We start from the raw sequence: 24007 nt of genomic DNA, 5'->3' as shown, positions 1-24007 counted from the left end.
TCCCTGCGCACGCGCGGCACGTCTTGTCGACCCGGCCGCGCGCGACGCGCACCTGACGCTGCCATGACTTCACCGATTTCCAACGTTCTCACGATCGCCGGCTCCGACTCGGGCGGCGGTGCGGGCATTCAGGCCGACCTCAAGGCGTTCTCCGCGCTCGGCGCGTACGGCGCGAGCGTCATCACGGCGCTCACCGCGCAGAACACGCGCGGCGTCACCGCAATCCACGCGCCCGACGCGGGCTTCGTCACCGCGCAGCTCGACGCTGTGTTCGACGACATCCGCATCGACGCCGTGAAGATCGGCATGCTCGCCAACGCGCAGATCGTGCGCGCCGTCGCCGATGCGCTGCGCCGCCATCAGCCGCCGCGCGTCGTGCTCGACACCGTGATGATCTCGAAGAGCAATCACGCCCTGCTCGCGCCCGAAGCCGTCGCTGCGCTGCGCGAGGAGCTGCTGCCGCTAGCGGGCGTCGTCACGCCGAATCTGCCGGAGGCCGCGGCGCTGCTCGGCGTGCCGCCCGCCGCAGACGAAGCCGCAATGGTCGAGCAAGGCGAAGCGCTGCGCGCGCTCGGGGCGCAGGCGGTGCTCATGAAAGGCGGGCATCTGGGCAGCGCGGACAGCCCCGATTGGCTCATCGAAGCCGGCGGCACGCTGCGCCTGGGCGGCCCGCGCGTGCCGGTCACGAATACGCACGGCACGGGCTGCACGCTCTCGTCTGCGATTGCCGCACTGTGGCCGCAGCGCGGGACGCTCGCAACGGCCATTGGCGAAGCCAAGCAGTATCTGACGGCGGCGCTCGAGGCCAGTGAGCGGCTCGACGTCGGTCATGGCGTCGGACCCGTGCATCACTTCTGGCGCTGGTGGTGAGCGTGCTTGCGCGCGCTTATTGACGTGCAAATGCCGCGGCGCGCGCAGGCCAGTCGTCGGGAACGATGAAGCCGCGCGACTGTTCGCGGTAGCCGCCTGCGCTGTCGGGCGTGAATGCCGCAATCAGCGCGGGCTCGTCTGGCCGGGCTAACGCGTCGAGTAACGCGTTGGGGTCGACGCAGGGCGCGTCCGCCAGCCTGCGCGGCGCGAGCCATGCGAGCCTCGGCAGGACGCTCCAGCCATCGGCGGCCTGTTGCCCGGCGAACGCCGGCCAGTCCGAGCACGTCACCCACCAGCCACGCCCATGATCTGCGGTCAGCTCGGGGGCGTCCTCCACCCGTGACGGCGCCCCCTCTCCCGCCCGGTAGAAGAGCCAGCCTTTCACGAACATCTGCGCGAGCCAATGGCCTTCGTAGCCCAGCGAAGCGAATTCTTCGTGTGCGCTTAAACGCAGTTGACGGTCGCGCAGATGCGTCAGTTTCAGATCAAAGCGATCGCGCAGATTCGGCCCGACGAATTCGGCGAGCGACGCACGTGCGTCACCGCCCGGTCCTGCGTGCAGGTAGCACTTCACCGCCAGCTCCCAATGCAGACGTTCGCCGGCCCGCGTGCGCACGAGAAAATCGCACTCGCCGAGCGTGAGCCCCGCACGGCGCAGCGGCACGTTCTGCGCGACGAGCTGCGCCGCCGGTCCATGCGCGAGAAACCATCCCAGCAGATTTTCGGCATAGCGGCCGAGGCGGTGCGTCGGCGCGGCCATGAGCGCTTCATGCAGCCGCGCCGGATCGCGATCGAGTTGCGCGAGCCAGTCGCGTGTGGCGCGCGCTTCATCGGCATCGGCGCACCATTGCGCCAATGGAGCTAGCGGTGGTTGCGCACGCAACAGATCCGCGCTGAAAAGCAGCCACGCGAGATCGCGCACGGCCGGATCGGCGAGGCGATCGAGTATGTCGCGGTTCGCGCCGCTACCAGGCACACGCTGAGACCCAGCATCGTCTTGCGGCCCGCCGTCGCCCCCGGCACATTGGGCGCCGGATACGTTCGCGGGCCGCGCAGCGTTCATTGCTCGCCACCGGACGCCGCACGCCAGGTGTCGCGGGCGAGACAGAGGTCGGTCCAGGCCTTCGCCTTGTCGTGCAGGCTGCGCAGCAAATAAGCGGGGTGATAGGTGACGATGACGGGCACGCCCTCGTATTCGTGGACGCGTCCGCGCAGCGACGCGATGCTGCCATCGGTCTTGAGCAGGCTTTGCGCCGCGAAACGCCCGAGCGCGACGATGATCTTCGGCTTCACGAGCGCCACCTGCCGCTGCAGATACGGCTCGCAGCGCGCGACCTCGTCGGGTTCCGGATTGCGGTTGCCAGGCGGGCGGCACTTGATGACGTTCGCGATATAGACGTCCTCGCCACGGGCGAGCGAGAGCGCGCGCAGCATGTTGTCGAGCAGCTTGCCGGCCTGCCCGACGAAGGGCTCACCCTGGCGGTCTTCGTTCTCGCCGGGCGCCTCGCCGATCAGCATCCAGTCGGCCGCGCGATCGCCTACGCCGAACACGGTGTTGGTGCGTTTCTCGCACAGGCGGCAACGCGTGCACGAGGCCACGCATTCGGCGAGCGCGTCCCAGTCGAGCGTCGCGACATCGTTGCGCGGTGCGCCGTCAGCCTGCGCCGGCTCGGCGTCGTGAGGCAGAACCGGCTGGGCCACTGTGTCGAACCAGGCGAAATCTTCGTGGGTGAGGGGCGGCGGTTCGTCCGATGAACGCGATGCGGGCGTCGATGGCGAAGCAGCGCGCGCAACGGGCTGCGGTGCTTGCGAGCGCTCCGCGGCGGCCGGGTGTATTTCGGACGGCTCCGCCGCAGCGACCGGACGATGCACGACCGGCACCACCGGCACCACCGGCGCCGCCGGCGCCTCGGCTTGCGCGCGTGTCACCGCGGACGACGGCGCAGCGGCCTCATCTTCGCGCACTGCTTCGAGCGGCGCAGCGGCCTCATCTTCGCGCACTGCTTCGAGCGGCGCAGCGGCCTCATCTTCGCGCACTGCTTCGAGCGGCGCAGCACCCCGCGCCCCTTTGCGCACCCAGCGCGGCGCGAGCCCAAGCTCCTCCAGCGCGATCTCATCGAGCGACATCCGCGCCCTCCCCTGCAAAAGAAAAACGCATCACGAGTGCGTCCTCGCGGCTGTGGTGCCGGGCCGGATAGTAGTTCTTGCGGCGGCCGATCGTGACGAAGCCGAACTGTTCGTACAGCCGGATTGCCCGGTGATTCGAAGGCCGGACTTCGAGCAGCAGGCCTTCGAGCCCCTGCGTGCGCGCAATGCGCACCGCCTCGCGCAGCATGGCGAGCCCCGCGCCCGCGCCCTGCGCCTGAGGCGCAACACACAGATTCAGCAGATGCATCTCGTCGACCACGGGCATCAGCACGCAATAACCGATCAGCGTGCCGGTGACATGGCGCATGCACAGCCCGTAGTAGCCATTGCGCAGCGAATCCTCGAAGTTGCCGCGCGACCACGGAAACTCATAGGCGGAACGCTCGACGATCGCGACTTCGTCCAGGTCGCTTTCGGTCATCGGCGACAGGTAGCGGTCGGTCATGAGCACGCCGCTCATTGCGCGCCCTCTCCGCCTGCGCCACCGTGAGCGGCAGCCTTCGCGGCCAGGCGCTCGGCCGTGGTCTGCGCGACCTTGTTGCGCACGTATTCGGGCGCAGCCTGGTCGGCGGGTTGCGTGCGGCCCGCGCGATACGCGCGCAACGCCGCGTGCGCCAGCGGCAGCGCGTGCGGGAGCGCCTCGGCGTCGATCGTGCGCGCGGCGGCGGCGGCCGTCAGGCGCGCGCCGAACGCTGCGGCGGCGTTGCCCGCCAGCGTGAACGGCGCGTCGGGCGCGGCGATATGCTCCGGCGAGTCGAGCGATGCGGCCTGCAGCGCGCGCCAGTCGCCGGCTGCGGCATCCCACGCGTAGTCGGCCCAGTAGGCTTCGTCCATGCGCGCGTCGAGCGCGGCCAGCACGCGGGTCGCGGCGGGATCGCGCAGCCTCGCGCTCTCCGCACACACGAGCAGCGTGCCCACGGGCACCACCGGGATATCGAGGCCGAACGCAAGCCCTTGTGCCACGCCCGTCGCCGTGCGCAGCCCCGTGAAGGAGCCCGGGCCCGCGCCGAACGCGATCGCGTCGCAGTCGGCGAGCGTGAGGCCGGCTTCGTCGAACAATTCGCCAATGGCCGGCAGGAGCCGCGTGCTGGAGACGGCACCGGTGGCTTCGTGGCGCACCCAGACGCTGACTTCCGAGCGCGACGCGGTAGCAGCCTCGCCGCCGGTAGAGGGAGAAAGATCTGCGCCGCCAGGGGCGACGCGAAGCAGCGCGACCGAGCAATATTCGGTCGAAGTATCGAGGGCAAGCAGCACGGTTTCGGTCATGAGCGCTATTGTAATGCCCCGCCCTCCGCGCGGGCCCAGGGCTCTCGCCAACCGGCGGATGCACAAGCGTCAGGCGTCATGGCCTCCTCTGGCCCACCCGTGCCCGGCACGAGTGGAGGAATCGCTCCAGCTTTTCCGGGGTTTGCGCTGCTACCATCGGCGCGCTGACCTGAACCCCTATGCGGAGGAAACAATCATGAGCGACGTGAACACTCAGTTCGCCCAAGCCCAGCAAGACGTGCAGCAACTGCCGGAGCGCCCCGGCAATCTGACGCTGCTGCGCCTCTATGGACTCTTCAAGCAGGCCACCGAAGGCGACGTGCACGGCGACAAGCCCGGCTTCACGGATATCGTCGGCAAGTACAAGTACGAAGCGTGGGCCGCGCTGCAAGGCACCGCGCAGGAAACGGCCAGGCAGCAATACGTAGAATTGGTTGAATCGCTCAAGAGCGGCGCCACAAGCTGAACGCGCGCAACTGACAAGGCGCGCGTGACGAGTTGAGGCGGCCCGTCCACTGCGTCACGCCGCCGCACCCGTGCCCTCGCGGTGCGTCGCTCTGGCGCGTCGCAACAAAACGAGATATACTGCGCGCTGCGTTGTGCTCCGGTCGCTCGTTCGATCAGCACAACGCCTCGTAGCGTTAAGCTCCAATCCAGTTTAGAACCTGTCCCCCCCTGCCATGGCCCTTTTTTTGGGGCCGTCAATATCAGGCTGGCGGCTGGCCAATCCCGGCCTGAGCCGCACCCAAAACAGCTTCTAACGAAAAATCCGCCATTGTGTGCGGATTGCCCCCGTTTTTCGATTTGTTCGCAAAATCCGACGACTTGGGTATGCCGATTGGCGCCGACGTTCTATTTCCTGTGTAACAAGGATTTTCATGACTTCGAGCAATACCCAAAGCCCCCTGGACGCAATCGCCGATCAGGCCCTCGGTCTTTCCGCCGCCGCCGACACTTCCGTTGAAGCCCCCGCGCAGGCCGCCGATGTGACCGACGGTGCGGCGTTCGCGGCACTCGGTCTGTCGCCGGAGATCGTCTCCGCGCTGATCGCAGCGGGCTACAAGGCTCCGACGCCGGTGCAGGAACGCGCCATTCCTGTCGCCATCGCCGGACGCGACCTGCTGGTCTCGAGCCCGACCGGTTCGGGCAAGACCGCAGCCTTCATGCTGCCCGCCATCGAGCGCTTCGCGCAGATCCAGAAGGCCCTGGCCGCCCAGCCGCGCGAGCCGCGCCCGCAAGGCGCGAACGGCCCGCAAGGCGATCGCCGCCAGCGCCGTCCGCAACCGGTGGCACGCCCCGGTCTCCTCGTCCTCACGCCCACGCGTGAACTCGCGATGCAGGTGACCACGGCTGCTTCGACGTACGGCAAGCACCTGCGCCGCCTGCGCACGGTCAGCATTCTCGGCGGCGTGGCTTACGGCCAGCAGCTGATGCTGCTCGCAAAGAACCCCGAGATTCTCGTGGCGACCCCGGGCCGTCTGCTCGATCACCTCGAGCGCGGCCGCATCGACCTGTCCGAACTCAAGATGCTCGTGCTCGACGAAGCCGACCGCATGCTCGACATGGGCTTCATCGACGACATCGACACGATCGTCGCCGCTACGCCCGAAACGCGTCAGACGATGCTGTTCTCGGCCACGCTCGACGGCAAGATCGCTTCGATCACCGGCCGCCTGCTGAAGGACCCGGAGCGCATCGAGATCGTGCGCAAGGTCGAGGCAGCCTCGAACATCGCGCAAACCGTGCACTACGTGGACGACCGCGATCACAAGGATCGTCTGCTCGACCATCTGCTGCGCGACGAGAGCCTCGACCAGGCTGTCGTGTTCACGGCGACCAAGATGGACGCTGACCAGCTCGCCGGCAAGCTCGCCGACGCTGGCTTCGAAAGCGCCGCGCTGCACGGCGACCTGCCGCAAGGCGCGCGTAACCGCACGATCCGTGCGCTGCGCGAGCGTCGCGTGCGCGTACTCGTCGCGACCGACGTCGCGGCGCGCGGTATCGACATCCCCGGCATCACGCACGTGTTCAACTACGACCTGCCGAAGTTCGCCGAAGACTACGTGCACCGTATCGGCCGTACCGGCCGTGCCGGCCGCTCGGGCACCGCGGTGAGCCTCGTGCATCACGCCGAGCAAGGCGCCCTCAAGCGTATCGAGCGCTTCGTGCGTTCGCCGCTGCCGGTGAACGTCGTGGAAGGCTTCGAGCCGCGCAAGGCGCCGCCGGCCAACCGAGGCTTTGGCGGCCGCGGTCGCCCGGGTGGCGGCAATGGCGGTGGCCGTCGCTTCGGCAACGGTAACGGCAAGCCGGGTGGCTACGGCGCCCGTGGCGGCAATGGCGGCAACGGCGGCGATCGCAACGGCAACAGCTGGGGCAACAAGCCGGAAGGCTCGCGCGGCGGCTACGGTGCCCGCGAAGGCGGCTACAACTCGGGTTCGCGTGAAGGCGGCTTCGGCGGCGGCTCGCGCGGCGAAGGTAACCGAGGCGGCTACGGCCAGCAACGCGAAGGCTACGGCCGCTCGCGCGAAGGCGGTGGCGGTTACGGCGCGCGCCGTAACGACGGCCCGCGTGGCGCGCGTCGCGACAGCTAAATCGCCTGAAACGGCGTGGCGCGGCCTTCGAGCCGCCCCGCCGCCACAGCGAAATACCCAGGACCGGTGCTTAGGCACCGGTCTTTTTTTATCTCCGCGTAGATTTCACGATGTGAAAAATTTTTTTGCTTCGTAAAAAATCGTGCTGCGTGGCACAAAGAGACCCATTGCAAGATGGAAAATTGCGTTTCACATCACAAAACAAATTGAATAACACATTGATTTTGTTTAAATAAAAAACCTTCAAAAAGCCCATTGCCCGCCTGTTGCCCGTCGAACGATTTGCCTAGACTCTTATATAAGAGTTCGCGAAACGAAACACCAGAACACCGGCGCTTGCGTTCCGCGATTCAGCGGTTCAGCAGTTTCGTTTCAGCGATCCCCTTATCAGGCAAACGAAGGAGCCCACCATGTCGACTCGTCAACAGCAAGCTCAGCAACTCCAACAGCAATGGGAAACCGATCCGCGCTGGAAGGGCATCAAGCGCAACTACACGGCGGAAGACGTGGTGCGCCTGCGCGGCTCGCTCCAGCCGGAGCACACGCTCGCGAAGCACGGCGCCGAAAAGCTCTGGAAAGGCGTGAACACCGAGCCGTTCATCAACGCACTGGGCGCGCTCACGGGCAACCAGGCCATGCAGCAAGTGAAGGCCGGTCTCAAGGCGATCTATCTCTCGGGCTGGCAGGTCGCGGGCGACGCCAACCTCGCCGGCGAAATGTACCCGGACCAGTCGCTCTACCCGGCCAACTCGGTGCCGCAGGTGGTCAAGCGCATCAACAACACGCTCACGCGCGCCGACCAGATCCAGTGGTCCGAAGGCAAGAACCCCGGCGACGAAGGCTACGTGGATTACTTCCAGCCGATCGTGGCCGACGCGGAAGCCGGCTTCGGCGGCGTGCTCAACGCGTTCGAACTGATGAAGGCGATGATCGAAGCGGGCGCCGCGGGCGTGCACTTCGAAGACCAGCTCGCCTCGGTGAAGAAGTGCGGCCACATGGGCGGCAAGGTGCTCGTGCCGACGCGCGAGAACGTCGCCAAGCTCACGGCCGCGCGTCTGGCCGCCGACGTCTGCGGCGTGCCGACCGTGCTGCTCGCCCGCACCGACGCGGAAGCCGCCGACCTCGTGACCTCGGACATCGACGATAACGACCGCCCGTTCCTCACCGGCGAGCGCACCGTCGAAGGCTTCTTCCGCACGAAGAACGGCCTCGAGCAGGCCATCTCGCGCGGTCTCGCCTACGCGCCGTACGCCGACATGATCTGGTGCGAAACGGGCAAGCCGGATCTGGAGTTCGCGAAGAAGTTCGCGGAAGCGATCCACAAGCAGTTCCCGGGCAAGCTGCTCTCGTACAACTGCTCGCCGTCGTTCAACTGGAAGAAGAACCTCGACGACGCGACGATCGCCCGCTTCCAGCGCGAGCTGGGCGCCATGGGCTACAAATTCCAGTTCATCACGCTCGCGGGCTTCCACTCGCTCAACTACTCGATGTTCAACCTCGCGCACGGCTACGCACGCCAGAACATGAGCGCGTTCGTGGAACTCCAGCAGGCGGAGTTCGCCGCCGCCGAGAAGGGCTTCACCGCCGTGAAGCATCAGCGCGAAGTGGGCACCGGCTACTTCGACGCCGTGACGCAGACGGTCGAGCGCGAAGCGTCGACCACGGCGCTGCACGGCTCGACGGAAGACGAACAGTTCTTCGACAAGAAGGTGGCGTAAGACCACCGGCAGCAACGGCGGCGCCAGCCGCCGCGCTCGAACAGGCGGCCGGCACGCGTACCTTGGCGGGGCGCGCCGGCCGCCTGGCGACGCGGCACGAGCGCATGCCGCAGGGCGTTCAGGGAGGAAGCGGTAGAGGACACCGGCCGCGCGTGCTGGACAGAATCCGGCCCGTGGCTCGCTCAGCCAACGCAGCGGGCGAGCATGGCCTCGTGCTTCATCGCGAAACCTGGAAAAGCGCCAGCTAGCGATAAACGATCACCGGAATCTTCGTATGCGTAAGCACGCGCTGCGTCTCGCTGCCGATCAGCAGGCTGCCCAGCCCGCGACGCCCGTGCGAGGCCATGAAGATGACATCGCAGCCACCCGCTTCGGCGGCTTCGATGATGCCGAGATACGGCGAGGGATGCACGCTCGTGCGGCTGTCGCAGACCACGCCCGCGCTACGCGCCGCCGCCTCGATTTCGTCCAGATGCACTCGCGCCTCTCGCTCACTGCGCGTCTGGAAGTCCCCGGGCGGTTCGATCACCACGTCGGCGTAAGGCGAGTACGGATATTGCGGCAGGCATGCGTAGGCCGTGACGCGCGCGCCCACTGTGCGCGCGAGATCGATCGCGCCGTTGATCGCTTTCTTCGACAGTTCCGAGCCGTCCGTCGGAACGAGGATGTGCTTGAACATGGCGCCCTCCGTGGTCTATCGGATTACGGGCAAGGCTAGAATCAAAGTCAAGGTTCGAAACGGGGGGCAAAGACTCAGCAGGCGTCTCGCGCGGGCGAGCGCCTGGGCCCTCAGGGTCGATTGTAGTGCGCGATAAATCGCTGCAAGCCATGCGTGCGGGTCATCCCGGATATCGGAAACGCGCACTGCGCCCTATCCCCAGTAACCGGGTTGACCGTAGGTATGCTTGAGATAGTCGAGAAAGAGGCGCACACGCAGCGGCAGATGGCGGCGCTGCGGAAACACGGCGTGAATGCCGATGGGCGGCGCGGCGAATGCGTCGAGCACGCTCACGAGCCGGCCCGCCGCGATGTCCTCGCCGACTTCCCACCACGAGCGCCATGCCAGACCGTGGCCCGCGAGACACCACTCATGCAGCACGGCACCGTCCGAGCATTCCATCGTGCCCGCCACGCGGATCGACACCACTTTGCCGTCCTGCTGGAACGCCCAGCCGCGCTGCTGGTTCAGGCTCGCGCCGAAAGCGAGACAGTTATGGCGCGCGAGGTCGGCGGGCGTTTCGGGCTCGCCGCGGCGCGACAGATACGCGGGCGCCGCCACGCACACGCGGCGGTTCTCGCCGAGCTTGAGCGACACGAGAGACGAATCGGGCAATTCGCCGAGGCGCACGGCGCAGTCGAAGCCTTCGTTGACGAGATCGACGAGCCGGTCCGAAAGATCGAGCGCGATGCTCACGTCCGGATGCGCAGCCGTGAAATCGGGCACGAGCGGCGCGACATGGCGACGCCCAAAACCAGCCGGCGCGGACACGCGCAGGTGCCCGCTCGCCTTCACGCCGCCCTCGGACACACTCGCCTCGGCGTTCTGCATGTCGTGAATGATGCGCTGGCAGTCCTCGAGAAACGCCGATCCTTCGAACGTGAGCGTAATGCGCCGCGTGGTGCGCACGAGCAGTTTCACGCCGAGGCGCTCTTCCAGCGCATCGATGCGCCGGCCGATGATGGCGGGCGCCACGCCCTCGGCCTGGGCGGCGGCGGAAAGGCTGCCCTTGGCGGCCACGGTGGCGAAAGTCTCGATCTGTTTGAAGCGGTCCATCGGTGGATGCTGCGCGCACTGGGCGACAGAAACAGTGGAAAAGAGAACGCAGGTCGACAGATTAGGTGGGTAAAAGTAAAAGATCAAGTGATCAATCCCGCCTTTTTCAGTGATACGACTCATGAATACAATCGACCTCGACCTCTGAAGATGGAGTGCAAGGCTATGTCGGCCACAACGACACCCTCAACGACACGATTTCCCAAGGCAGTTGTTTTCGACGCGTACGGCACGCTTTTCGACGTGCATTCGGTCGTCGCTGCCGCCGAGCAGATGTTCCCCGGCCAGGGCGAGGCGCTCTCGCAGCTGTGGCGCCTGAAGCAGATCGAGTACACGCAGTTGCGCACGCTCTCCGACCCGGCCGGCGCGCGCTATCGCCCGTTCTGGGACATCACGCTCGACGCCCTGCGCTACGCCGCGCGCCGCCTGAACCTGTCGCTCACGGGCGCGGGCGAAAAGCGCCTCATGGACGAATACGCCTGCCTGTCGGCTTTCCCCGACGTGCTGCCCGTGCTGCGCCGCCTGCGTGAGCCACGCGAAGACGGCACGCGCATGGGCCTGGCGATCCTCTCGAATGGCAACCCGCAGATGCTCGACATCGCGGTGAAGAGCGCCGGCATGAGCGGCCTCTTCGACCACGTGCTGTCGGTCGATGCCGTGCGCGCCTACAAGCCGGCCGCCGCCGCGTATTCGCTCGGCTCGGCCGCCTTCGACGCCGCGCCACGCGACCTCGTGTTCGTGTCGTCGAACGGCTGGGACGCCGCGGGCGCCGGCTGGTTCGGCTACACCACGTTCTGGATCAATCGCCAGCGCTTGCCCGCCGAAGAGCTCGGCGTGGCGCCGCATGGCACCGGCAGCGGCATGACAGAACTCGCCGCCTTTCTCGAAACCGCTGCGCCCGAGCGGCAAAGCCGCCCTCGCCCCAGCCCGGGCGCGTGACGGACACGCCGCTCGCCGCAGCCACAACAACCACACATTCACAATCTGACCGACCAAGGAGCAAGCAAATGGCGAACACGTTGCAACTGCCGCAAGGCATGCAGATCACGGCTGACATCCGGCCCGGCTTCGAAACGATCCTCACGCCCGAAGCGCTCGAACTCGTCGCGAAGCTGCACCGCGCATTCGAGCCGCGCCGCCAGGAACTGCTGAAGGCACGCGTTGAGCGCACCAAGCGCCTCGACGCCGGCGAGCGCCCCGACTTTCTTGCCGACACGAAATCGATCCGCGAAGGCGACTGGAAGATCGCGGCGCTGCCGAAGGATCTCGAATGCCGCCGCGTGGAAATCACGGGCCCGGTCGAACGCAAGATGATCATCAACGCGCTGAACTCGGGCGCGGACTCGTACATGACTGACTTCGAGGACTCGAACGCGCCGAACTGGGAAAACCAGATCGTCGGCCAGCTCAACCTGAAGGACGCAGTGCGCCGCACGATTTCGCTCGAACAGAACGGCAAGACCTACCAGCTCAACGACAAGACCGCCACGCTGATCGTGCGTCCGCGCGGCTGGCACCTCGACGAGAAGCACGTGACGGTGGACGGTCAGCGTGTGTCGGGCGGCATCTTCGACTTCGCGCTCTATCTCTTCCACAACGCGAAGGAACTGATTTCGCGCGGCAGCGGCCCGTACTTCTATCTGCCGAAGATGGAAAGCCACCTCGAAGCGCGTCTGTGGAACGACATCTTCGTCGCGGCGCAGGAAGGCGTCGGCATCCCGCGCGGCACGATCCGCGCGACGGTGCTGGTCGAGACGATCCTCGCCGCGTTCGAGATGGACGAGATCCTCTATGAACTGCGCGAGCACAGCTCGGGGCTGAACGCCGGCCGCTGGGACTACATCTTCTCGGCGATCAAGAAGTTCAAGAACGACAAGGACTTCTGTCTTGCCGACCGCGCGCAGATCACGATGACCGTGCCGTTCATGCGCGCCTACGCGCTCGAACTGCTCAAGACCTGCCATAAGCGCAACGCACCGGCGATCGGCGGCATGAGCGCACTCATCCCGATCAAGAACGACGCAGCCGCCAACGACAAGGCCATGGGCGGCGTGCGTTCGGACAAGGCGCGTGACGCGACCGATGGCTACGACGGCGGCTGGGTTGCGCACCCGGGCCTCGTGCCCATCGCGATGGAAGAGTTCGTGAAGGTGCTCGGCGACAAGCCGAACCAGATCGGCAAGCAGCGCGCGGACGTGAACGTCACGGGCAAGGATCTGCTCGACTTCCGTCCGGAAGCGCCGATCACCGAGACGGGCCTGCGCAACAACATCAACGTGGGCATCCACTACCTCGGCTCGTGGCTCGCGGGCAATGGCTGCGTGCCGATCCACAACCTGATGGAAGACGCCGCGACCGCCGAAATCTCGCGCTCGCAGGTGTGGCAGTGGATCCGCTCGCCCAAGGGCAAGCTCGAAGACGGCCGCAAGGTCACGGCCGAACTCGTGCGCGAACTGATCCCGCAGGAGCTGGACAAGGTGAAGGCGTCGGTCGGCGGCGACACGAAGCCGTACGAGCGCGCCGCGCAGATCTTCGAGCAAATGTCGACGTCGGAAAACTTCGTCGAGTTCCTGACGCTGCCGCTGTACGAAGAGATCTAATCGTTCGGTACGTCTAACGAATCGCCGACGAATAAGGCCCGGCGGGTGTGAGCCCGCCGGGCCTTGGTGTTTTCACGCGCCGCGTCTTGAGTTGTCAGCGCCCGCGCCGATGCGCGACCCAGTCGCCGCCTGCGATCTCGGGGCGTCCGGCAATGGCGGCCGACGCGACCGGATAGTAGAGGCAAGCGATGCGTTCGCCCTGCACCTCGATATCCACTTCCTGCGAAACGAACAGGTTGTCGACGCCCGGATACACCTGCTCGATTTCGTCGAGCACGGCGAGGAGCGCGTCGTCGATCTCGTAGACGTCGCCGACGACCGTCGATTGCGCATTCGCCGATCCGGCCACCATCCCGGGATAACTGCCGAAGTCGAAGAGCCGGCCGGCGAGCGTGGCGAGACCGAGGTGACGCGGGCGCGCGATCGCGTTGCGATCGGCCGCGAGGTTGATGTCGTTGATCTCGCCCGCGCGCAGCGTGCCGTAGACGAACACGTATTTCATGGCTTTTCTCTCCTTCAGGGCGGCTCGCGCCACACGAGCATGCTGTCGATTCGTCCACATTATGCCCGGCCACGAATGGCGTGCGGTCAAGGCCCTCGAGCGCGAGACGTCTACAATGGGCGCACTAGTCGCCAAACCCGTCGCCCTGCCCGTCATGCCCGAGGATCTGCCCCGCTTCGCATCCAGCGATGCACGCAACGATGCGCTGCCGCGCGCCGAACTCGTCGATATCCCGCCCGAGTTCGCGCCGACGCCCACGCATCCGATCCGCGTACGCTCGCGTCCCATGCCGTCGGGTGTGTGCATCGCGCAGCACACGCATGCGTGGGCGCAGCTTGCCTACTCGTCGCGCGGCGTGCTGCGTATGGCGACGCCCGGCACGACGTGGATGGTGCCGCCCTCGCGCGCGATCTGGGTGCCGCCTCACATCACACACGAAGTGGCGATCGTCGAGGACGCGTTCCTGCGCACGCTCTACGTAGACGAATCGGTGATTCCGCCCGGCCTCGACGCGTGTCGCGTGGTCGAAGTCTCAGGCCTGCTGCGCGAGACGATCGCAGCACTCGACGAGCGCGGCATTCCCACCGCGCGTGAGCGCCTGCTCGGCGCGCTGGCGCTCGACGAGATCACGCGCTCGGCGCCGCTGCCGCTCGCCGTGCCGATGCCCGAGGAAAAGCGCCTGCGCGCGTTATGCGAAGCGCTGATCGCCGATCCGGCGGGACCCGGTTCGCTCGAATACTGGGCCGCACACGTGGGCGCGAGCACGCGCACGATCGCGCGGCTCTTCCGGCAGGAACTGGGGGTGAGCTTTTCGCAGTGGCGCCAGCAGGCGATTCTCGCGCGCGCGATCCCGCTGCTCAATCAGGGACGCCCGATGGCCGTCGTGGCGCAGGAACTCGGCTACCGGAGCCAGAGTGCGTTTTCGGCGATGTTTCGCCGCGCCTTCGGCGAGAGCCCGCGCGCCTTCATCGCGCGCGGCACGGGTGACCGCGATGCGGACGAACCGGAAGATTCCGTGGCCGCCGGGCGCGACGACGACACGCGTTAAGTGGGAAAGCGGCCAGGCTCAGACGAGCCGCGTCATATGGCGAATCGAGCCCAGGCGCGCAAGCCTCGGACCCGCCACGCGATAACCCATGCGCAAGTAAAGTCGCGCGGCCGGATTGTCGACGAACACGCGCAGTTGCAGCTCGCTCAGGCCGCGCTCGCGGGCCCACTGGTGCGAGATATCGAGCAGGAACGTGCCGGCGCCATTGCCGCGATACCCCTGGGCGATCTGCACATCGCGAATGTGCAGCGAGTCGCCCTCCTGCGTCACGCGCAGCACGCCAATCGCCTCGCCATCGAGTTCGAGAATGAAGTTCTCCGACTCGCGATAGCTCGCCAGAAAGAGATCGCCGCGCCAGACGAGGTGATGCCGCAGATAGTAGCCACCCATGTTATTGCGCGTGAGCGTCTCCGCGAACTCGAAATCGTCCATGGTGGCGCGGCGCAGCTGAAACGGCGACGGGATGTCGTTCGGTGCGAACATGTCGGCAAGCGAGGAAACCAGGTTTCGACAACGCTACGATAACGCGCGGCCGCCGGCAATCGCAGATTGTCCGTACGGCAAACGAAATGAAGGATGGGGATGGAAGCGTGAGAAACGTCTGTGGAAAAAGAAAAAGCCCGTTGGACGTATCCAACGGGCTTCGTTCTGGCGGAGCGGACGGGACTCGAACCCGCGACCCCCGGCGTGACAGGCCGGTATTCTAACCGACTGAACTACCGCTCCAGCTTGCTGCTCACCGGCGGGCGTCGGTCGATTCCCGCTGGCGGCGTCGCCGCATGACTCTTTGGCGCCGCATTTTGATTTGGCGTCCCCTAGGGGATTCGAACCCCTGTACTCACCGTGAAAGGGTGATGTCCTAGGCCTCTAGACGAAGGGGACAACACGGGTATAAGCGCAGGCTTACACCTTTGAACTGCAGCGGTTCGCCATTGCCGAAGCAACGACGGAACAGCTTTGAAACTGGCGGAGCGGACGGGACTCGAACCCGCGACCCCCGGCGTGACAGGCCGGTATTCTAACCGACTGAACTACCGCTCCAGCTTACTGCTCACACCGGCGGGCGTCGGTCGATTCCCGCTGGCGGCGTCGCCACACTGCTCGCTCGCAGTGCTACTTCTTTGGCGCCGCATTTTGATTTGGCGTCCCCTAGGGGATTCGAACCCCTGTACTCACCGTGAAAGGGTGATGTCCTAGGCCTCTAGACGAAGGGGACAACACGGGCTTTCGCCTGTAATCGTCACTTTAACTAAAAAGCCCGCTCACAGTTTCTGAACGGGCTCGATCTGGCGGAGCGGACGGGACTCGAACCCGCGACCCCCGGCGTGACAGGCCGGTATTCTAACCGACTGAACTACCGCTCCAGTTCGACACAGTCAGATGGATGTCGGTTGATTTCCACCTGATGCTACGCCAATCTCATTGACGACGCTCATGTCTGGCGTCCCCTAGGGGATTCGAACCCCTGTACTCACCGTGAAAGGGTGATGTCCTAGGCCTCTAGACGAAGGGGACATGATCTTTTCAGATAATGCCTTTACCACACTCTACTGCTTACTGCATGTTCTGTTGGTGGAGGTAAGCGGGATCGAACCGCTGACCTCTTGCATGCCATGCAAGCGCTCTCCCAGCTGAGCTATACCCCCTTGCAGAACAGAAGCGAGATTTTAAACATCAATTTCGCTTTCGTCAAGAGCTTTTGAATCGTTTTTTGAAGCGCTTCGAGGTTTCCTTGAAACATCGTTGCCCGATTCTGCGGCTCTTTGCGTGAGATTTGCTGCTTATTTGCCGCTTGTTTGCGACTCTCTCGCGCTCCGTATTCAACGGAGCCCGAATACTACAAGAACTGCCGCCCGGGCGCTAGGGTCCGGGCGAATATTCTTCAAAATTTTTACTTTGCAGCCGAAATGCCCTTCTCGAGGCGGCTCACCACCGCATCGCGGCCGAACAGCACGAGCACCGCATCGACCGAAGGCGTATGCGTCGTCCCTGCCACGAGCAGGCGGGCCGGCATCGCGAGCTGGGGCATCTTGAGCTTGTGTGTGGCGAGCGTCGCCTTCAGCGCTGCCGAGACGCCCTCCTTCGTCCACTCCGCGCCCTTGAGCGCGACGACGAGATCGGCGAGCGCGGGGCGTACGGCTTCCGTGATGTGCTGTGCGAGCGCTTCGGCTTCCGGCTGCGGCTCGCGGTAGAACATCATCGCGCTCTCGGCGATCTCCTTGATCGTGTTCGCACGGTCCTTGAAAAGCGCGACCACGCCTTCGAGCGACGGCCCCTTGGCGAGCGCCGCCTCGTCCACGCCGAGGGCAGCGAAGAACGGCTTCGAGAGCTCGGCGAGGCGCACGTTGTCCACTTCCTTCAGGTAGTGGTTGTTGAGCCAGTTGAGCTTGTTGTGGTCGTATTGCGCGGGCGACTTGCCGAGATGCTCGAGATCGAACCACTCCACGAACTGCTCGCACGTGAACACTTCGGCGTCGCCGTGCGACCAACCCAGACGTGCGAGATAGTTGAGGACCGCTTCCGGCAGATAGCCCGCATCGCGATAACCCATCACGCTCATCGCGCCGTGGCGCTTGCTCATCTTTTCGCCCTGCTCGTTGAGCACGGTAGGCAGGTGCGCGTAGACCGGCGGCTCGCCGCCGAGCGCGCGCAGGATGTTGATCTGGCGCGGCGTGTTGTTCACGTGATCGTCGCCGCGAATCACGTGCGTGATCTTCATGTCGAGATCGTCCACGACCACGCAGAAGTTGTAGGTCGGCGTGCCGTCCGGGCGCGCGATCACGAGGTCGTCGAGCTCTTCGTTCGAGATCTCCACGCGGCCCTTGACGGCGTCGTCCCATGCCACCACGCCCGTGAGCGGGTTGCGAAAGCGCAGCACCGGCTGCACCCCCGCCGGCGGCGTGGGCAGCACCTTGCCCGGCTCCGGGCGCCACGTGCCGTCGTAGCGCGGCTTCTCGCCGGCCGCGCGCTGACGCTCGCGCAGCGCGTCGAGCTCTTCGGTCGACATGTAGCACGGATACACGAGGCCCTGCTCCTGCATCTGCCTGAGCACTTCGCGATAACGGTCCATGCGCTGCATCTGGTAGAACGGACCTTCGTCGAAATTCAGGCCGAGCCATTCCATGCCTTCGAGGATCGCGTCGACCGATTCCGACGTCGAACGCTCGAGATCGGTATCTTCGATCCGCAGCACGAAGACGCCCTTGTTGTGGCGCGCGAACGCCCACGGGTAGAGCGCGGAACGGATATTGCCGAGATGGATGAAGCCGGTCGGGCTCGGCGCGAAGCGGGTACGGACGACAGAGGTAGTCATGGGCGATTACTCGAAGACGATGCCATCCGGAGCGCGGCGCTGGCAACAAAAGCAGCGACGGCGGCGGACGGCCGGGGTTCGCGGCGCGTTCGGCCCGCGCGGCTAGCGCGGGAGCGCCGGGGGCGCGCGCAGCCTCGCGCACACGAACGGGAATCCGGAAAATTAGAGACGGGATTATACCCGCCATGCACCGCTTCGGCCTGGGGGGCGAGGCCCGGGGTGTGCGTCCGGGCGCCCGTTTCTCTCATGCAAACGTGCATGCGCTCGCAAACCGTCGAGCGCGTTGTCATCTGGCGTCACATCGCGTTACATGCACGCCTGCTAAACCGGCCGCGCTTTGCCTTATGATGTCGGCGCGCCGCCACCACGATGCGGCGTCGCGCGCGCAAACACAGATACTCGGCCGCCCGCGCGAGCAGACCGGGGTACCGCGTCGTTCCTTGCCGGACACGCACGCGGACCGCATGGAGAACCTTCTTGAAGCAGTCATCGCCCTCATTGAGCCGCCGGCACTTTTCGCTTGCGGCCGCCTCCTCCGTCCTGGCCGCCTGCACGACCGCGGGCACGCAAACCGCCAGTGTCCCGCCGCCCGTCACCACCGCGCCCCCGCCGCCCGTCGCCAGGCCGCAGCGCCCGGTTCGCGTGGGCCTCGCGCTCGGCGGCGGCGCGGCGCGTGGCTTTGCGCATATCGGCGTGATCAAGGCGCTCGAGGCGCGCAACGTGCAAGTCGACTTCGTGGTCGGCACGAGCGCGGGCTCAGTCGTCGCGGCGCTCTACGCCTCGGGCATGAACGGTTTCGCGCTCAACAAGCTCGCCCTGACGATGGACGAAGCCTCGATCAGCGACTGGGCGATGCCGTTTCGCACGCGCGGTCTCCTGCAGGGCGTGGCGCTCCAGAACTATCTGAACACCACGCTGCACGACCGGCCCATCGAGAAGATGGCGAAGCCGCTCGGCGTCGTCTCGACCGACCTGCGCACGGGCCAGCCTATCCTGTTCCAGCGCGGCAACACGGGCATTGCCGTGCGCGCATCGTGCAGCATTCCGTCGATTTTCGAGCCGGTGAAGATTGCGGGCCACGAATACGTGGACGGCGGCCTCGTGAGCCCGGTGCCGGCCTCGTTCGCACGCAAGATGGGCGCCGACTTCGTGATCGCCGTGGACATCTCGGCGCGCCCTGAAACGGCCTCGACGCTGAGCCAGTTCGACGTGCTGATGCAGACCTTCACGATCATGGGCCAGACGATCAAGTCCTACGAACTCGACAAGTATGCCGACATCGTGATCCGCCCGAATCTCAACGCGATGTCGTCCAGCGACTTCACTCAGCGCAACGCGGCGATTCTCGCGGGCGAGGAAGCGGCGGCGCGCATCATGCCGGAACTCGAGCGCAAGCTCGCTGCAGCGCGCCTGACGGCCTGATCGCTTGACCTGAGCGCCCCTTCAGCGGGCGCACGGGCGCAAAAAACGCAAAAGCCTGCTTCGCAAGAAGCAGGCTTTTTGTTCGCTACAAAACCCCGATCAGTTGCCGCCGTTGCCCTCGAACTGCGCGCTCACGCGCTTGAGGTTTTGCTGCTGATCCGCCGTGAACGACGTCTCGATGCGGCGTGCACCGGTGAAGCGCTTTTCCCAGTATCCGTCGTCGAGGTCGTCAACGCGGATCGTGCTGCCGGTAGACGGCGAATGCACGAACTTGTTGTCGCCGATGTAGATGCCGACGTGGGAGAACGTGCGGCGCATCGTGTTGAAGAACACGAGGTCGCCCGGCTTCAGGTTGCTCATGCTGACCTTCTCGCCCACGCGGCTCATTTCCTCGGCGCGGCGCGGCAGCGACATGCCGAGCGTGTCCTGGAACACGTAGCGCACGAAGCCGCTGCAGTCGAGGCCGGAGTCGGGCGTGTTGCCGCCCCAGCGGTAACGCACACCAATCATGTTAAGTGCGCCGACAACGACGTCGCCGGCTTTGCCGGCCATGCCGGACAGGAACGCCTTGGCGCCGCCTTCGGTCGGGGCCGGAGCCGCCGCCGGGGTCGCCTGGTTGGCATTCTGGAGGGCGTTCTGAACTGCTGGGATGGACTGCGGATTCGCCGAATTGCTCGGCGAAAATGAGGCATTCTGGCTAAAGCTGCTTACTTCGTCGGCGAACGCGCCGGGAGCTGCGGCCATCAGTACGCCGATGAACATCCCGGCGACGACGCGCGTGCAAGCCTGGGTCAAGTATCGGTGCTGCATTGGTCGGTAGAAATTGCCCGTAAATCAGGGAGTTAGTGGAAAAGTTTGGACGATACTAGCCAGTAAGTATTTGTGTGTCAAAACAAATAGAAAAATTCAATCGCGACATTCACCTCATTGGTGAATTTCACCGAAATTCGCTCTAAAGTTCCGCCAAAGCCTAGCGATCGAATGCAGCTTTCAACAATTTTCGGGTGTAAGGATGGGCAGGTCTGTCGAAGATATTCGCGACCTCTCCCGACTCGACGATCGCCCCGTCCTGCATCACCACCACCCGGTGCGCCATTGCGCCGATCACCGCCAGGTCGTGGCTGATGAATACGTAGCCCAGGTTGTACTTGTGTTGCAAATCCGTCAACAATCTCAACACCTGTTGCTGGATTGACACGTCGAGCGCGCTGGTCGGTTCGTCGAGCACGATCACGCGAGGCTCCAGCACCAGCGTGCGCGCGATGGCGATACGCTGGCGCTGGCCCCCCGAAAACTCGTGCGGGTACCGGTGCAAAGCGGTGCGATCGAGGCCCACTTCGCGCAGCACGCCGACAACGCGCTTGCGCCGCTCCTCGATAGAAAGATCGGGCCGATGCAGCGCGAGCCCCTCCCCCACGATGCGCTCGATGGTTTGACGCGGAGAAAGCGAACTGAACGGGTCCTGAAAGACAACCTGCAGATGCGAGCGCAACGACAGCCTGTCGCGGCCCGTGCAGCTCGCGATGGGCCGCCCCTGGAACTCGACGATACCGCCCGCCGTTCGCTGCAGCCCCAACATCGCCATCGCAAGCGTCGTTTTTCCCGATCCGGACTCGCCGACGATGCCAAGCGTCTCACCCTGGCGCACCGCAAGGTTCGCGTCGTTCACGGCGCGATAACGCCCCTTTTGCCACCAGCCGCGAAAACCCGGCAACTTCGTTGCGAAGTCGACGATCACGTCCTTCGCCTGCAGGAGAACCGGCGCGATCGGCAGGACGGGCAGCACGTGGCGCTCGGGACGGCTCGCGATGAGCCGTTGCGTGTACGGATGTTGCGGCGCCTCGAAAATCTGCTCGACGCTGCCCGACTCCACGAGCCTGCCCTTCTCCATCACGGCCACGCGCTGCGCGAAGCGGCGCACGAGGTTCAGGTCGTGCGTGATGAGCAAGACCGACATGCCGCGCCGTGCCGCCTCCTCGCGCTGCAGCTCGAGCAGCAGATCGACGATCTGGCCGCGGATCGTCACGTCGAGCGCCGTGGTCGGCTCGTCGGCGAGCAACAGACGCGGACGGCACGCGAGCGCCATCGCGATCATCACGCGCTGGCGCTGGCCGCCCGAGAGCTGATGCGGATAACTCGACACGCGCCGCCGCGCCTCGGTAATGCCCGTGCGCTCGAGCAGTCCCACCGCCTGCTCGTAGGCCGCTTTCTTCGAGACGCCGTCGTGCAGCACGATGGTTTCCGCGATCTGTTCGCCGATCGTGTAGAGCGGATTGAGCGCCGTCATCGGTTCCTGGAAGATCATCGCGACGTCGTTGCCGCGCAGACCGCGCATCGCGCGTTCGCTCTTCGCGAGCAGATCGTCACCGTCGAGGCGGATGCTTCCACTGATCTGCGCGTCCTGCAGCAGGCGCAGTACCGCGAGCGCGGTGACGGTCTTGCCCGAGCCCGACTCGCCGACGAGCGCCACGCGCTCGCCGCGCCCGATCGCGAGCGTGACATCATCGACGGCGAGCGTCTCGTCGAAGCGCACGCTCAGGTGCTCGATCGAGAGGAGCGGCGCGGCGGCGTCCTGAGGCACGGCGCTCACTGGTTGCCTCCGGCCTTCATGGCGTCGGAAATACGCGTATCGAGCGCGTTGCGTAGCGCGTCGCCGATGAACGTGAGCAGCAGCAGCGTCGCCACGAGGACACCGAAAGTCGAGAGCGCGATCCACCATGCGTCGAGATTGCGCTTGCCCTGTGCGAGCAACTCGCCGAGGCTCGGCGTGGGTGCGGGCACGCCAAGGCCCAGGAAGTCGAGACTCGTGAGTGCGAGAATCGCGCCGCTCATGCGAAACGGCAGGAACGTGATGACGGGCGTGAGGCTGTTGGGCAGCACGTGATGCCAGATGATCTGCCAGTTCGACAGGCCCATTGCGCGCGCGGCGAGCACATAGTCCTGGTTGCGGTTGCGCAGGAATTCCGCGCGCACATAGTCGGACAAACCGATCCAGCCGAACAGCGAAAGCAGCACGATCAGCAGCACGAAGCCCGGCTCGAAGATCGCCGCGAAAATGATCAGCAGATAAAGCTCGGGTAGCGAACTCCAGATCTCGATGAGACGCTGTCCGAAGATATCGACCTTGCCGCCGAAGTACCCTTGCACCGCGCCCGCCAGCACGCCGAGCAGCGTGCCGATGGCAGTCAGCACGAGCGCGAACTCAACCGACACGCGAAAGCCGTACAGCAAGCGGGCGAACAGGTCGCGGCCGCTCTCGTCGGTGCCGAGCCAGTTCTGGCGCGACGGCGGCGCGGGGTTCGGCACTTTCGCGAAGTAGTTGAGTGTGTCGTAGTAGTAAGGATTCGGCGGATAGATCGCGAAGTTGCCCGGCGCGTCGAAGCGGTGGCGAATGTACGGATCGAGGTAGTCGGCAGGCGTCGGGAAATCGCCGCCGAACGCGGTTTCCGGATAGTCCTTGAACAGCGGGAAATACAGGTGCCCGTCGTAGCGCACGACAAGCGGCTTGTCGTTGCACCAGAGCGGACCCGCGAGACTCGCCGCAAACGCGACAAGAAACACGATCAGGCTCCAGTAGCCCAGGCGCTGCTGCTTGAAGCGCAGCCACACGCGACGGGCGGGCGTGGGCGACTTGAGGGCGCGCACGCTCTCGGTACGCAGTTCGGGTTCAGCGCCAGCGCGGACTCGGTTCAACTCAGCGCTCCAGTTGTTCGAATTGGATGCGGGGATCGACCCACACGTAGCACAGATCGGAAATCAGTTTGGTTAGCAGTCCGATCAACGTGAAGAGGTACAGCGTGCCGAGCACGACCGGATAGTCGCGCCGCACGACGGATTCGTACGAAAGCAGGCCGAGCCCGTCGAGCGAGAAAAGCGTTTCGATCAGCAGGCTGCCGGTGAAGAACGCGCCGATGAACGCCGCCGGGAACCCCACCACGAGCGGCAGAAGCGCGTTGCGAAAGACGTGCTTCCAGAGCACGGTGCGCTCCGAGAGCCCTTTCGCGCGCGCGGTCAGCACGTATTGGCGGCGAATCTCTTCGAGAAAGGCGTTCTTGGTCAGCATGGTCGTGACGGCGAAACTGCCCACGACCGACGCCGTCACGGGCAGCGTGATGTGCCAGAGATAGTCGAGAATCTTGCCACCGAGTGAGAGAGTGTCCCAGTTGTCAGACGTGAGATTGCGCAGCGGGAAAAGCTGCAGGAACGAGCCGCCGCCGAACAGCACGAGCAGCAGCACGCCCAGCACGAAGCCCGGAATGGCGTAACCGACGAGCACGACGAGACTCGTCACGAGGTCGAACCGCGAGCCGTTGCGCACCGCCTTCGCGATGCCCAACGGCACCGATATCAGATAAGTGAGAAAGAAGGTCCAGAGGCCGATGCTGATCGACACCGGCAGCTTGGAAATGATCAGCGACCACACGCTCTGGTGATGGAAATAGCTCTGTCCGAGATCGAAGCGCGCAAAGCGCCCGAGCATCAGGAAATAGCGTTGCAGCGGCGGCTTGTCGAAGCCGTAAAGCTGCTTGAGCTGCGCGATCTGCTGCGCGTCCACGCCCGAATGCGCGCGCATGCCGAACGGCATGCCCTGCTCCGCGCCCCGCCGCAATTCGCGCACCGCCTGTTCGACGGGACCGCCCGGCACGAACTGGATCACGCCGAAGGTCAGCGTAAGCACGCCGAGCAGCGTCGGGATCATCAGCAGCAGGCGTTTGACGATGTAGCTCCACATGATTTCGATGCTTTCCGTCGTGT

The 24007-nt window shown here is 65.3% G+C and carries 21 protein-coding genes and 7 tRNA genes; 8 read left to right on the top strand and 20 right to left on the bottom strand.

Translation table 11 applies throughout. From position 1 onward, the window contains the following. Positions 1-63: 63 nt before the first annotated feature. Positions 64-870 carry a bifunctional hydroxymethylpyrimidine kinase/phosphomethylpyrimidine kinase gene (gene thiD / locus AB4Y43_RS17830; protein ID WP_342945846.1) on the top strand — a complete coding sequence of 269 codons (807 nt, stop codon included), beginning with the start codon at positions 64-66 and terminating at the stop codon, positions 868-870. Between the two features lie 16 nt (positions 871-886). Here thiD and AB4Y43_RS17825 read toward each other — a convergent pair whose 3' ends face one another. The 4 genes from AB4Y43_RS17825 to tsaB all read right to left on the bottom strand — a co-directional run bounded on the left by AB4Y43_RS17825 (position 887) and on the right by tsaB (position 4284). Then, positions 887-1846, bottom strand: a complete 960-nt coding sequence (locus AB4Y43_RS17825) for a DUF1853 family protein (RefSeq protein WP_368728419.1) — start codon at positions 1844-1846, stop codon at positions 887-889. An 83-nt stretch (positions 1847-1929) separates the two neighbouring features. Further along, positions 1930-2997: a uracil-DNA glycosylase family protein gene (locus AB4Y43_RS17820; RefSeq protein ID WP_368728418.1), complete on the bottom strand. Its 1068-nt coding sequence runs from the start codon at positions 2995-2997 to the stop codon at positions 1930-1932. After that, on the bottom strand, positions 2984-3478 hold the full coding sequence (gene rimI / locus AB4Y43_RS17815) for a ribosomal protein S18-alanine N-acetyltransferase (RefSeq protein ID WP_069265597.1): 495 nt from the start codon (positions 3476-3478) through the stop codon (positions 2984-2986). Before rimI ends, AB4Y43_RS17820 begins: the two co-directional genes overlap by 14 nt. Then, on the bottom strand, positions 3475-4284 hold the full coding sequence (gene tsaB, locus AB4Y43_RS17810) for a tRNA (adenosine(37)-N6)-threonylcarbamoyltransferase complex dimerization subunit type 1 TsaB (protein WP_368728417.1): 810 nt from the start codon (positions 4282-4284) through the stop codon (positions 3475-3477). Before tsaB ends, rimI begins: the two co-directional genes overlap by 4 nt. 196 nt (positions 4285-4480) lie before the next feature. On the opposite strand from tsaB, the gene AB4Y43_RS17805 reads away from it, so the two are divergent. From AB4Y43_RS17805 to aceA, 3 genes are all read left to right on the top strand, one after another. After that, positions 4481-4750, top strand: coding sequence for an acyl-CoA-binding protein (locus tag AB4Y43_RS17805; protein ID WP_342945850.1), 270 nt, complete (start codon positions 4481-4483; stop codon positions 4748-4750). 412 nt (positions 4751-5162) lie between these two features. After that, positions 5163-6875: a DEAD/DEAH box helicase gene (locus AB4Y43_RS17800; RefSeq protein ID WP_342945851.1), complete on the top strand. Its 1713-nt coding sequence runs from the start codon at positions 5163-5165 to the stop codon at positions 6873-6875. A 410-nt stretch (positions 6876-7285) separates the two neighbouring features. Further along, positions 7286-8593 carry an isocitrate lyase gene (gene aceA / locus AB4Y43_RS17795; protein ID WP_342945852.1) on the top strand — a complete coding sequence of 436 codons (1308 nt, stop codon included), beginning with the start codon at positions 7286-7288 and terminating at the stop codon, positions 8591-8593. A gap of 244 nt (positions 8594-8837) precedes the next feature. Here the strand turns inward: aceA and AB4Y43_RS17790 are convergent, their stop codons facing one another. Next, on the bottom strand, positions 8838-9272 hold the full coding sequence (locus tag AB4Y43_RS17790) for a universal stress protein (RefSeq protein ID WP_069265593.1): 435 nt from the start codon (positions 9270-9272) through the stop codon (positions 8838-8840). Positions 9273-9464: 192 nt separating this feature from the next. Then, positions 9465-10367 carry a LysR family transcriptional regulator gene (locus AB4Y43_RS17785; RefSeq protein WP_342945853.1) on the bottom strand — a complete coding sequence of 301 codons (903 nt, stop codon included), beginning with the start codon at positions 10365-10367 and terminating at the stop codon, positions 9465-9467. 165 nt (positions 10368-10532) lie between these two features. Here AB4Y43_RS17785 and AB4Y43_RS17780 point away from each other — a divergent pair, with 165 nt between their 5' ends. Continuing rightward, positions 10533-11306: a haloacid dehalogenase type II gene (locus AB4Y43_RS17780; protein ID WP_069265591.1), complete on the top strand. Its 774-nt coding sequence runs from the start codon at positions 10533-10535 to the stop codon at positions 11304-11306. Between the two features lie 68 nt (positions 11307-11374). Next, the gene (gene aceB, locus AB4Y43_RS17775; protein ID WP_342945854.1) at positions 11375-12967 is read left to right on the top strand and encodes a malate synthase A; all 1593 of its coding nucleotides are present in this window, start codon (positions 11375-11377) and stop codon (positions 12965-12967) included. A 94-nt stretch (positions 12968-13061) separates the two neighbouring features. Here the strand turns inward: aceB and AB4Y43_RS17770 are convergent, their stop codons facing one another. After that, the gene (locus tag AB4Y43_RS17770; RefSeq protein ID WP_069265589.1) at positions 13062-13469 is read right to left on the bottom strand and encodes a gamma-glutamylcyclotransferase; all 408 of its coding nucleotides are present in this window, start codon (positions 13467-13469) and stop codon (positions 13062-13064) included. A 115-nt stretch (positions 13470-13584) separates the two neighbouring features. Here AB4Y43_RS17770 and AB4Y43_RS17765 point away from each other — a divergent pair, with 115 nt between their 5' ends. Then, positions 13585-14517, top strand: a complete 933-nt coding sequence (locus AB4Y43_RS17765) for a helix-turn-helix transcriptional regulator (RefSeq protein WP_342945855.1) — start codon at positions 13585-13587, stop codon at positions 14515-14517. Between the two features lie 18 nt (positions 14518-14535). On the opposite strand, the gene AB4Y43_RS17760 is transcribed toward AB4Y43_RS17765, so the two are convergent. The 9 genes from AB4Y43_RS17760 to gltX all read right to left on the bottom strand — a co-directional run bounded on the left by AB4Y43_RS17760 (position 14536) and on the right by gltX (position 17830). Continuing rightward, a complete protein-coding gene (locus AB4Y43_RS17760) occupies positions 14536-15000 on the bottom strand; it encodes a GNAT family N-acetyltransferase (protein ID WP_342945856.1) in 465 nt (154 codons plus the stop codon). Positions 15001-15166: 166 nt separating this feature from the next. After that, a tRNA-Asp gene (locus AB4Y43_RS17755) sits at positions 15167-15243 on the bottom strand. Between the two features lie 80 nt (positions 15244-15323). Then, a tRNA-Glu gene (locus tag AB4Y43_RS17750) sits at positions 15324-15399 on the bottom strand. 82 nt (positions 15400-15481) lie between these two features. Further along, positions 15482-15558, bottom strand: a tRNA-Asp gene (locus AB4Y43_RS17745). A 99-nt stretch (positions 15559-15657) separates the two neighbouring features. Further along, positions 15658-15733: transfer RNA gene (locus AB4Y43_RS17740), tRNA-Glu, on the bottom strand. A gap of 71 nt (positions 15734-15804) precedes the next feature. Continuing rightward, positions 15805-15881, bottom strand: a tRNA-Asp gene (locus AB4Y43_RS17735). 75 nt (positions 15882-15956) lie between these two features. Next, positions 15957-16032: transfer RNA gene (locus tag AB4Y43_RS17730), tRNA-Glu, on the bottom strand. Positions 16033-16087: 55 nt separating this feature from the next. Beyond that, a tRNA-Ala gene (locus tag AB4Y43_RS17725) sits at positions 16088-16163 on the bottom strand. 245 nt (positions 16164-16408) lie between these two features. After that, the gene (gltX, locus tag AB4Y43_RS17720; RefSeq protein WP_342945857.1) at positions 16409-17830 is read right to left on the bottom strand and encodes a glutamate--tRNA ligase; all 1422 of its coding nucleotides are present in this window, start codon (positions 17828-17830) and stop codon (positions 16409-16411) included. A 477-nt stretch (positions 17831-18307) separates the two neighbouring features. Here gltX and AB4Y43_RS17715 point away from each other — a divergent pair, with 477 nt between their 5' ends. Beyond that, positions 18308-19252: a patatin-like phospholipase family protein gene (locus tag AB4Y43_RS17715; protein ID WP_342945858.1), complete on the top strand. Its 945-nt coding sequence runs from the start codon at positions 18308-18310 to the stop codon at positions 19250-19252. Positions 19253-19351: 99 nt separating this feature from the next. Here the strand turns inward: AB4Y43_RS17715 and AB4Y43_RS17710 are convergent, their stop codons facing one another. The 4 genes from AB4Y43_RS17710 to AB4Y43_RS17695 form a co-directional block, all read right to left on the bottom strand. Further along, positions 19352-20062: a C40 family peptidase gene (locus tag AB4Y43_RS17710; protein ID WP_342945859.1), complete on the bottom strand. Its 711-nt coding sequence runs from the start codon at positions 20060-20062 to the stop codon at positions 19352-19354. 160 nt (positions 20063-20222) lie between these two features. Continuing rightward, entirely contained in the window at positions 20223-21842 is a 1620-nt protein-coding gene (locus AB4Y43_RS17705) for an ABC transporter ATP-binding protein (RefSeq protein ID WP_368728416.1), read from the bottom strand. Further along, positions 21839-22912, bottom strand: a complete 1074-nt coding sequence (locus AB4Y43_RS17700) for an ABC transporter permease (RefSeq protein ID WP_256094788.1) — start codon at positions 22910-22912, stop codon at positions 21839-21841. Before AB4Y43_RS17700 ends, AB4Y43_RS17705 begins: the two co-directional genes overlap by 4 nt. Before the next feature lie 34 nt (positions 22913-22946). After that, positions 22947-23984, bottom strand: coding sequence for a microcin C ABC transporter permease YejB (locus AB4Y43_RS17695; RefSeq protein ID WP_028204101.1), 1038 nt, complete (start codon positions 23982-23984; stop codon positions 22947-22949). Positions 23985-24007 lie beyond the last annotated feature (23 nt).

Origin of the sequence: Paraburkholderia sp. BR10872 (assembly GCF_040965835.1) — a bacterium.
Taxonomy (GTDB): domain Bacteria; phylum Pseudomonadota; class Gammaproteobacteria; order Burkholderiales; family Burkholderiaceae; genus Paraburkholderia; species Paraburkholderia nodosa_A.
The sequence above is the reverse complement of the archived record's forward strand: the minus strand, read 5'-3'. Positions and strand labels throughout refer to the sequence as shown.

Excerpts from the sequence above, each read along its gene's own strand:
- AB4Y43_RS17805 (WP_342945850.1), top strand. The coding sequence starts at position 4,481 with ATGAGCGACGTGAACACTCAGTTCGCCCAAGCCCAGCAAGACGTGCAG.
- AB4Y43_RS17710 (WP_342945859.1), bottom strand. The coding sequence starts at position 20,062 with ATGCAGCACCGATACTTGACCCAGGCTTGCACGCGCGTCGTCGCCGGG.
- AB4Y43_RS17800 (WP_342945851.1), top strand. The coding sequence starts at position 5,163 with ATGACTTCGAGCAATACCCAAAGCCCCCTGGACGCAATCGCCGATCAG.
- tsaB (WP_368728417.1), bottom strand. The coding sequence starts at position 4,284 with ATGACCGAAACCGTGCTGCTTGCCCTCGATACTTCGACCGAATATTGC.
- AB4Y43_RS17790 (WP_069265593.1), bottom strand. The coding sequence starts at position 9,272 with ATGTTCAAGCACATCCTCGTTCCGACGGACGGCTCGGAACTGTCGAAG.
- AB4Y43_RS17820 (WP_368728418.1), bottom strand. The coding sequence starts at position 2,997 with ATGTCGCTCGATGAGATCGCGCTGGAGGAGCTTGGGCTCGCGCCGCGC.
- thiD (WP_342945846.1), top strand. The coding sequence starts at position 64 with ATGACTTCACCGATTTCCAACGTTCTCACGATCGCCGGCTCCGACTCG.
- aceA (WP_342945852.1), top strand. The coding sequence starts at position 7,286 with ATGTCGACTCGTCAACAGCAAGCTCAGCAACTCCAACAGCAATGGGAA.
- AB4Y43_RS17770 (WP_069265589.1), bottom strand. The coding sequence starts at position 13,469 with ATGAAATACGTGTTCGTCTACGGCACGCTGCGCGCGGGCGAGATCAAC.
- AB4Y43_RS17780 (WP_069265591.1), top strand. The coding sequence starts at position 10,533 with ATGTCGGCCACAACGACACCCTCAACGACACGATTTCCCAAGGCAGTT.
- AB4Y43_RS17765 (WP_342945855.1), top strand. The coding sequence starts at position 13,585 with ATGGGCGCACTAGTCGCCAAACCCGTCGCCCTGCCCGTCATGCCCGAG.
- gltX (WP_342945857.1), bottom strand. The coding sequence starts at position 17,830 with ATGACTACCTCTGTCGTCCGTACCCGCTTCGCGCCGAGCCCGACCGGC.
- AB4Y43_RS17760 (WP_342945856.1), bottom strand. The coding sequence starts at position 15,000 with ATGTTCGCACCGAACGACATCCCGTCGCCGTTTCAGCTGCGCCGCGCC.
- AB4Y43_RS17785 (WP_342945853.1), bottom strand. The coding sequence starts at position 10,367 with ATGGACCGCTTCAAACAGATCGAGACTTTCGCCACCGTGGCCGCCAAG.
- rimI (WP_069265597.1), bottom strand. The coding sequence starts at position 3,478 with ATGAGCGGCGTGCTCATGACCGACCGCTACCTGTCGCCGATGACCGAA.
- aceB (WP_342945854.1), top strand. The coding sequence starts at position 11,375 with ATGGCGAACACGTTGCAACTGCCGCAAGGCATGCAGATCACGGCTGAC.
- AB4Y43_RS17695 (WP_028204101.1), bottom strand. The coding sequence starts at position 23,984 with ATGTGGAGCTACATCGTCAAACGCCTGCTGCTGATGATCCCGACGCTG.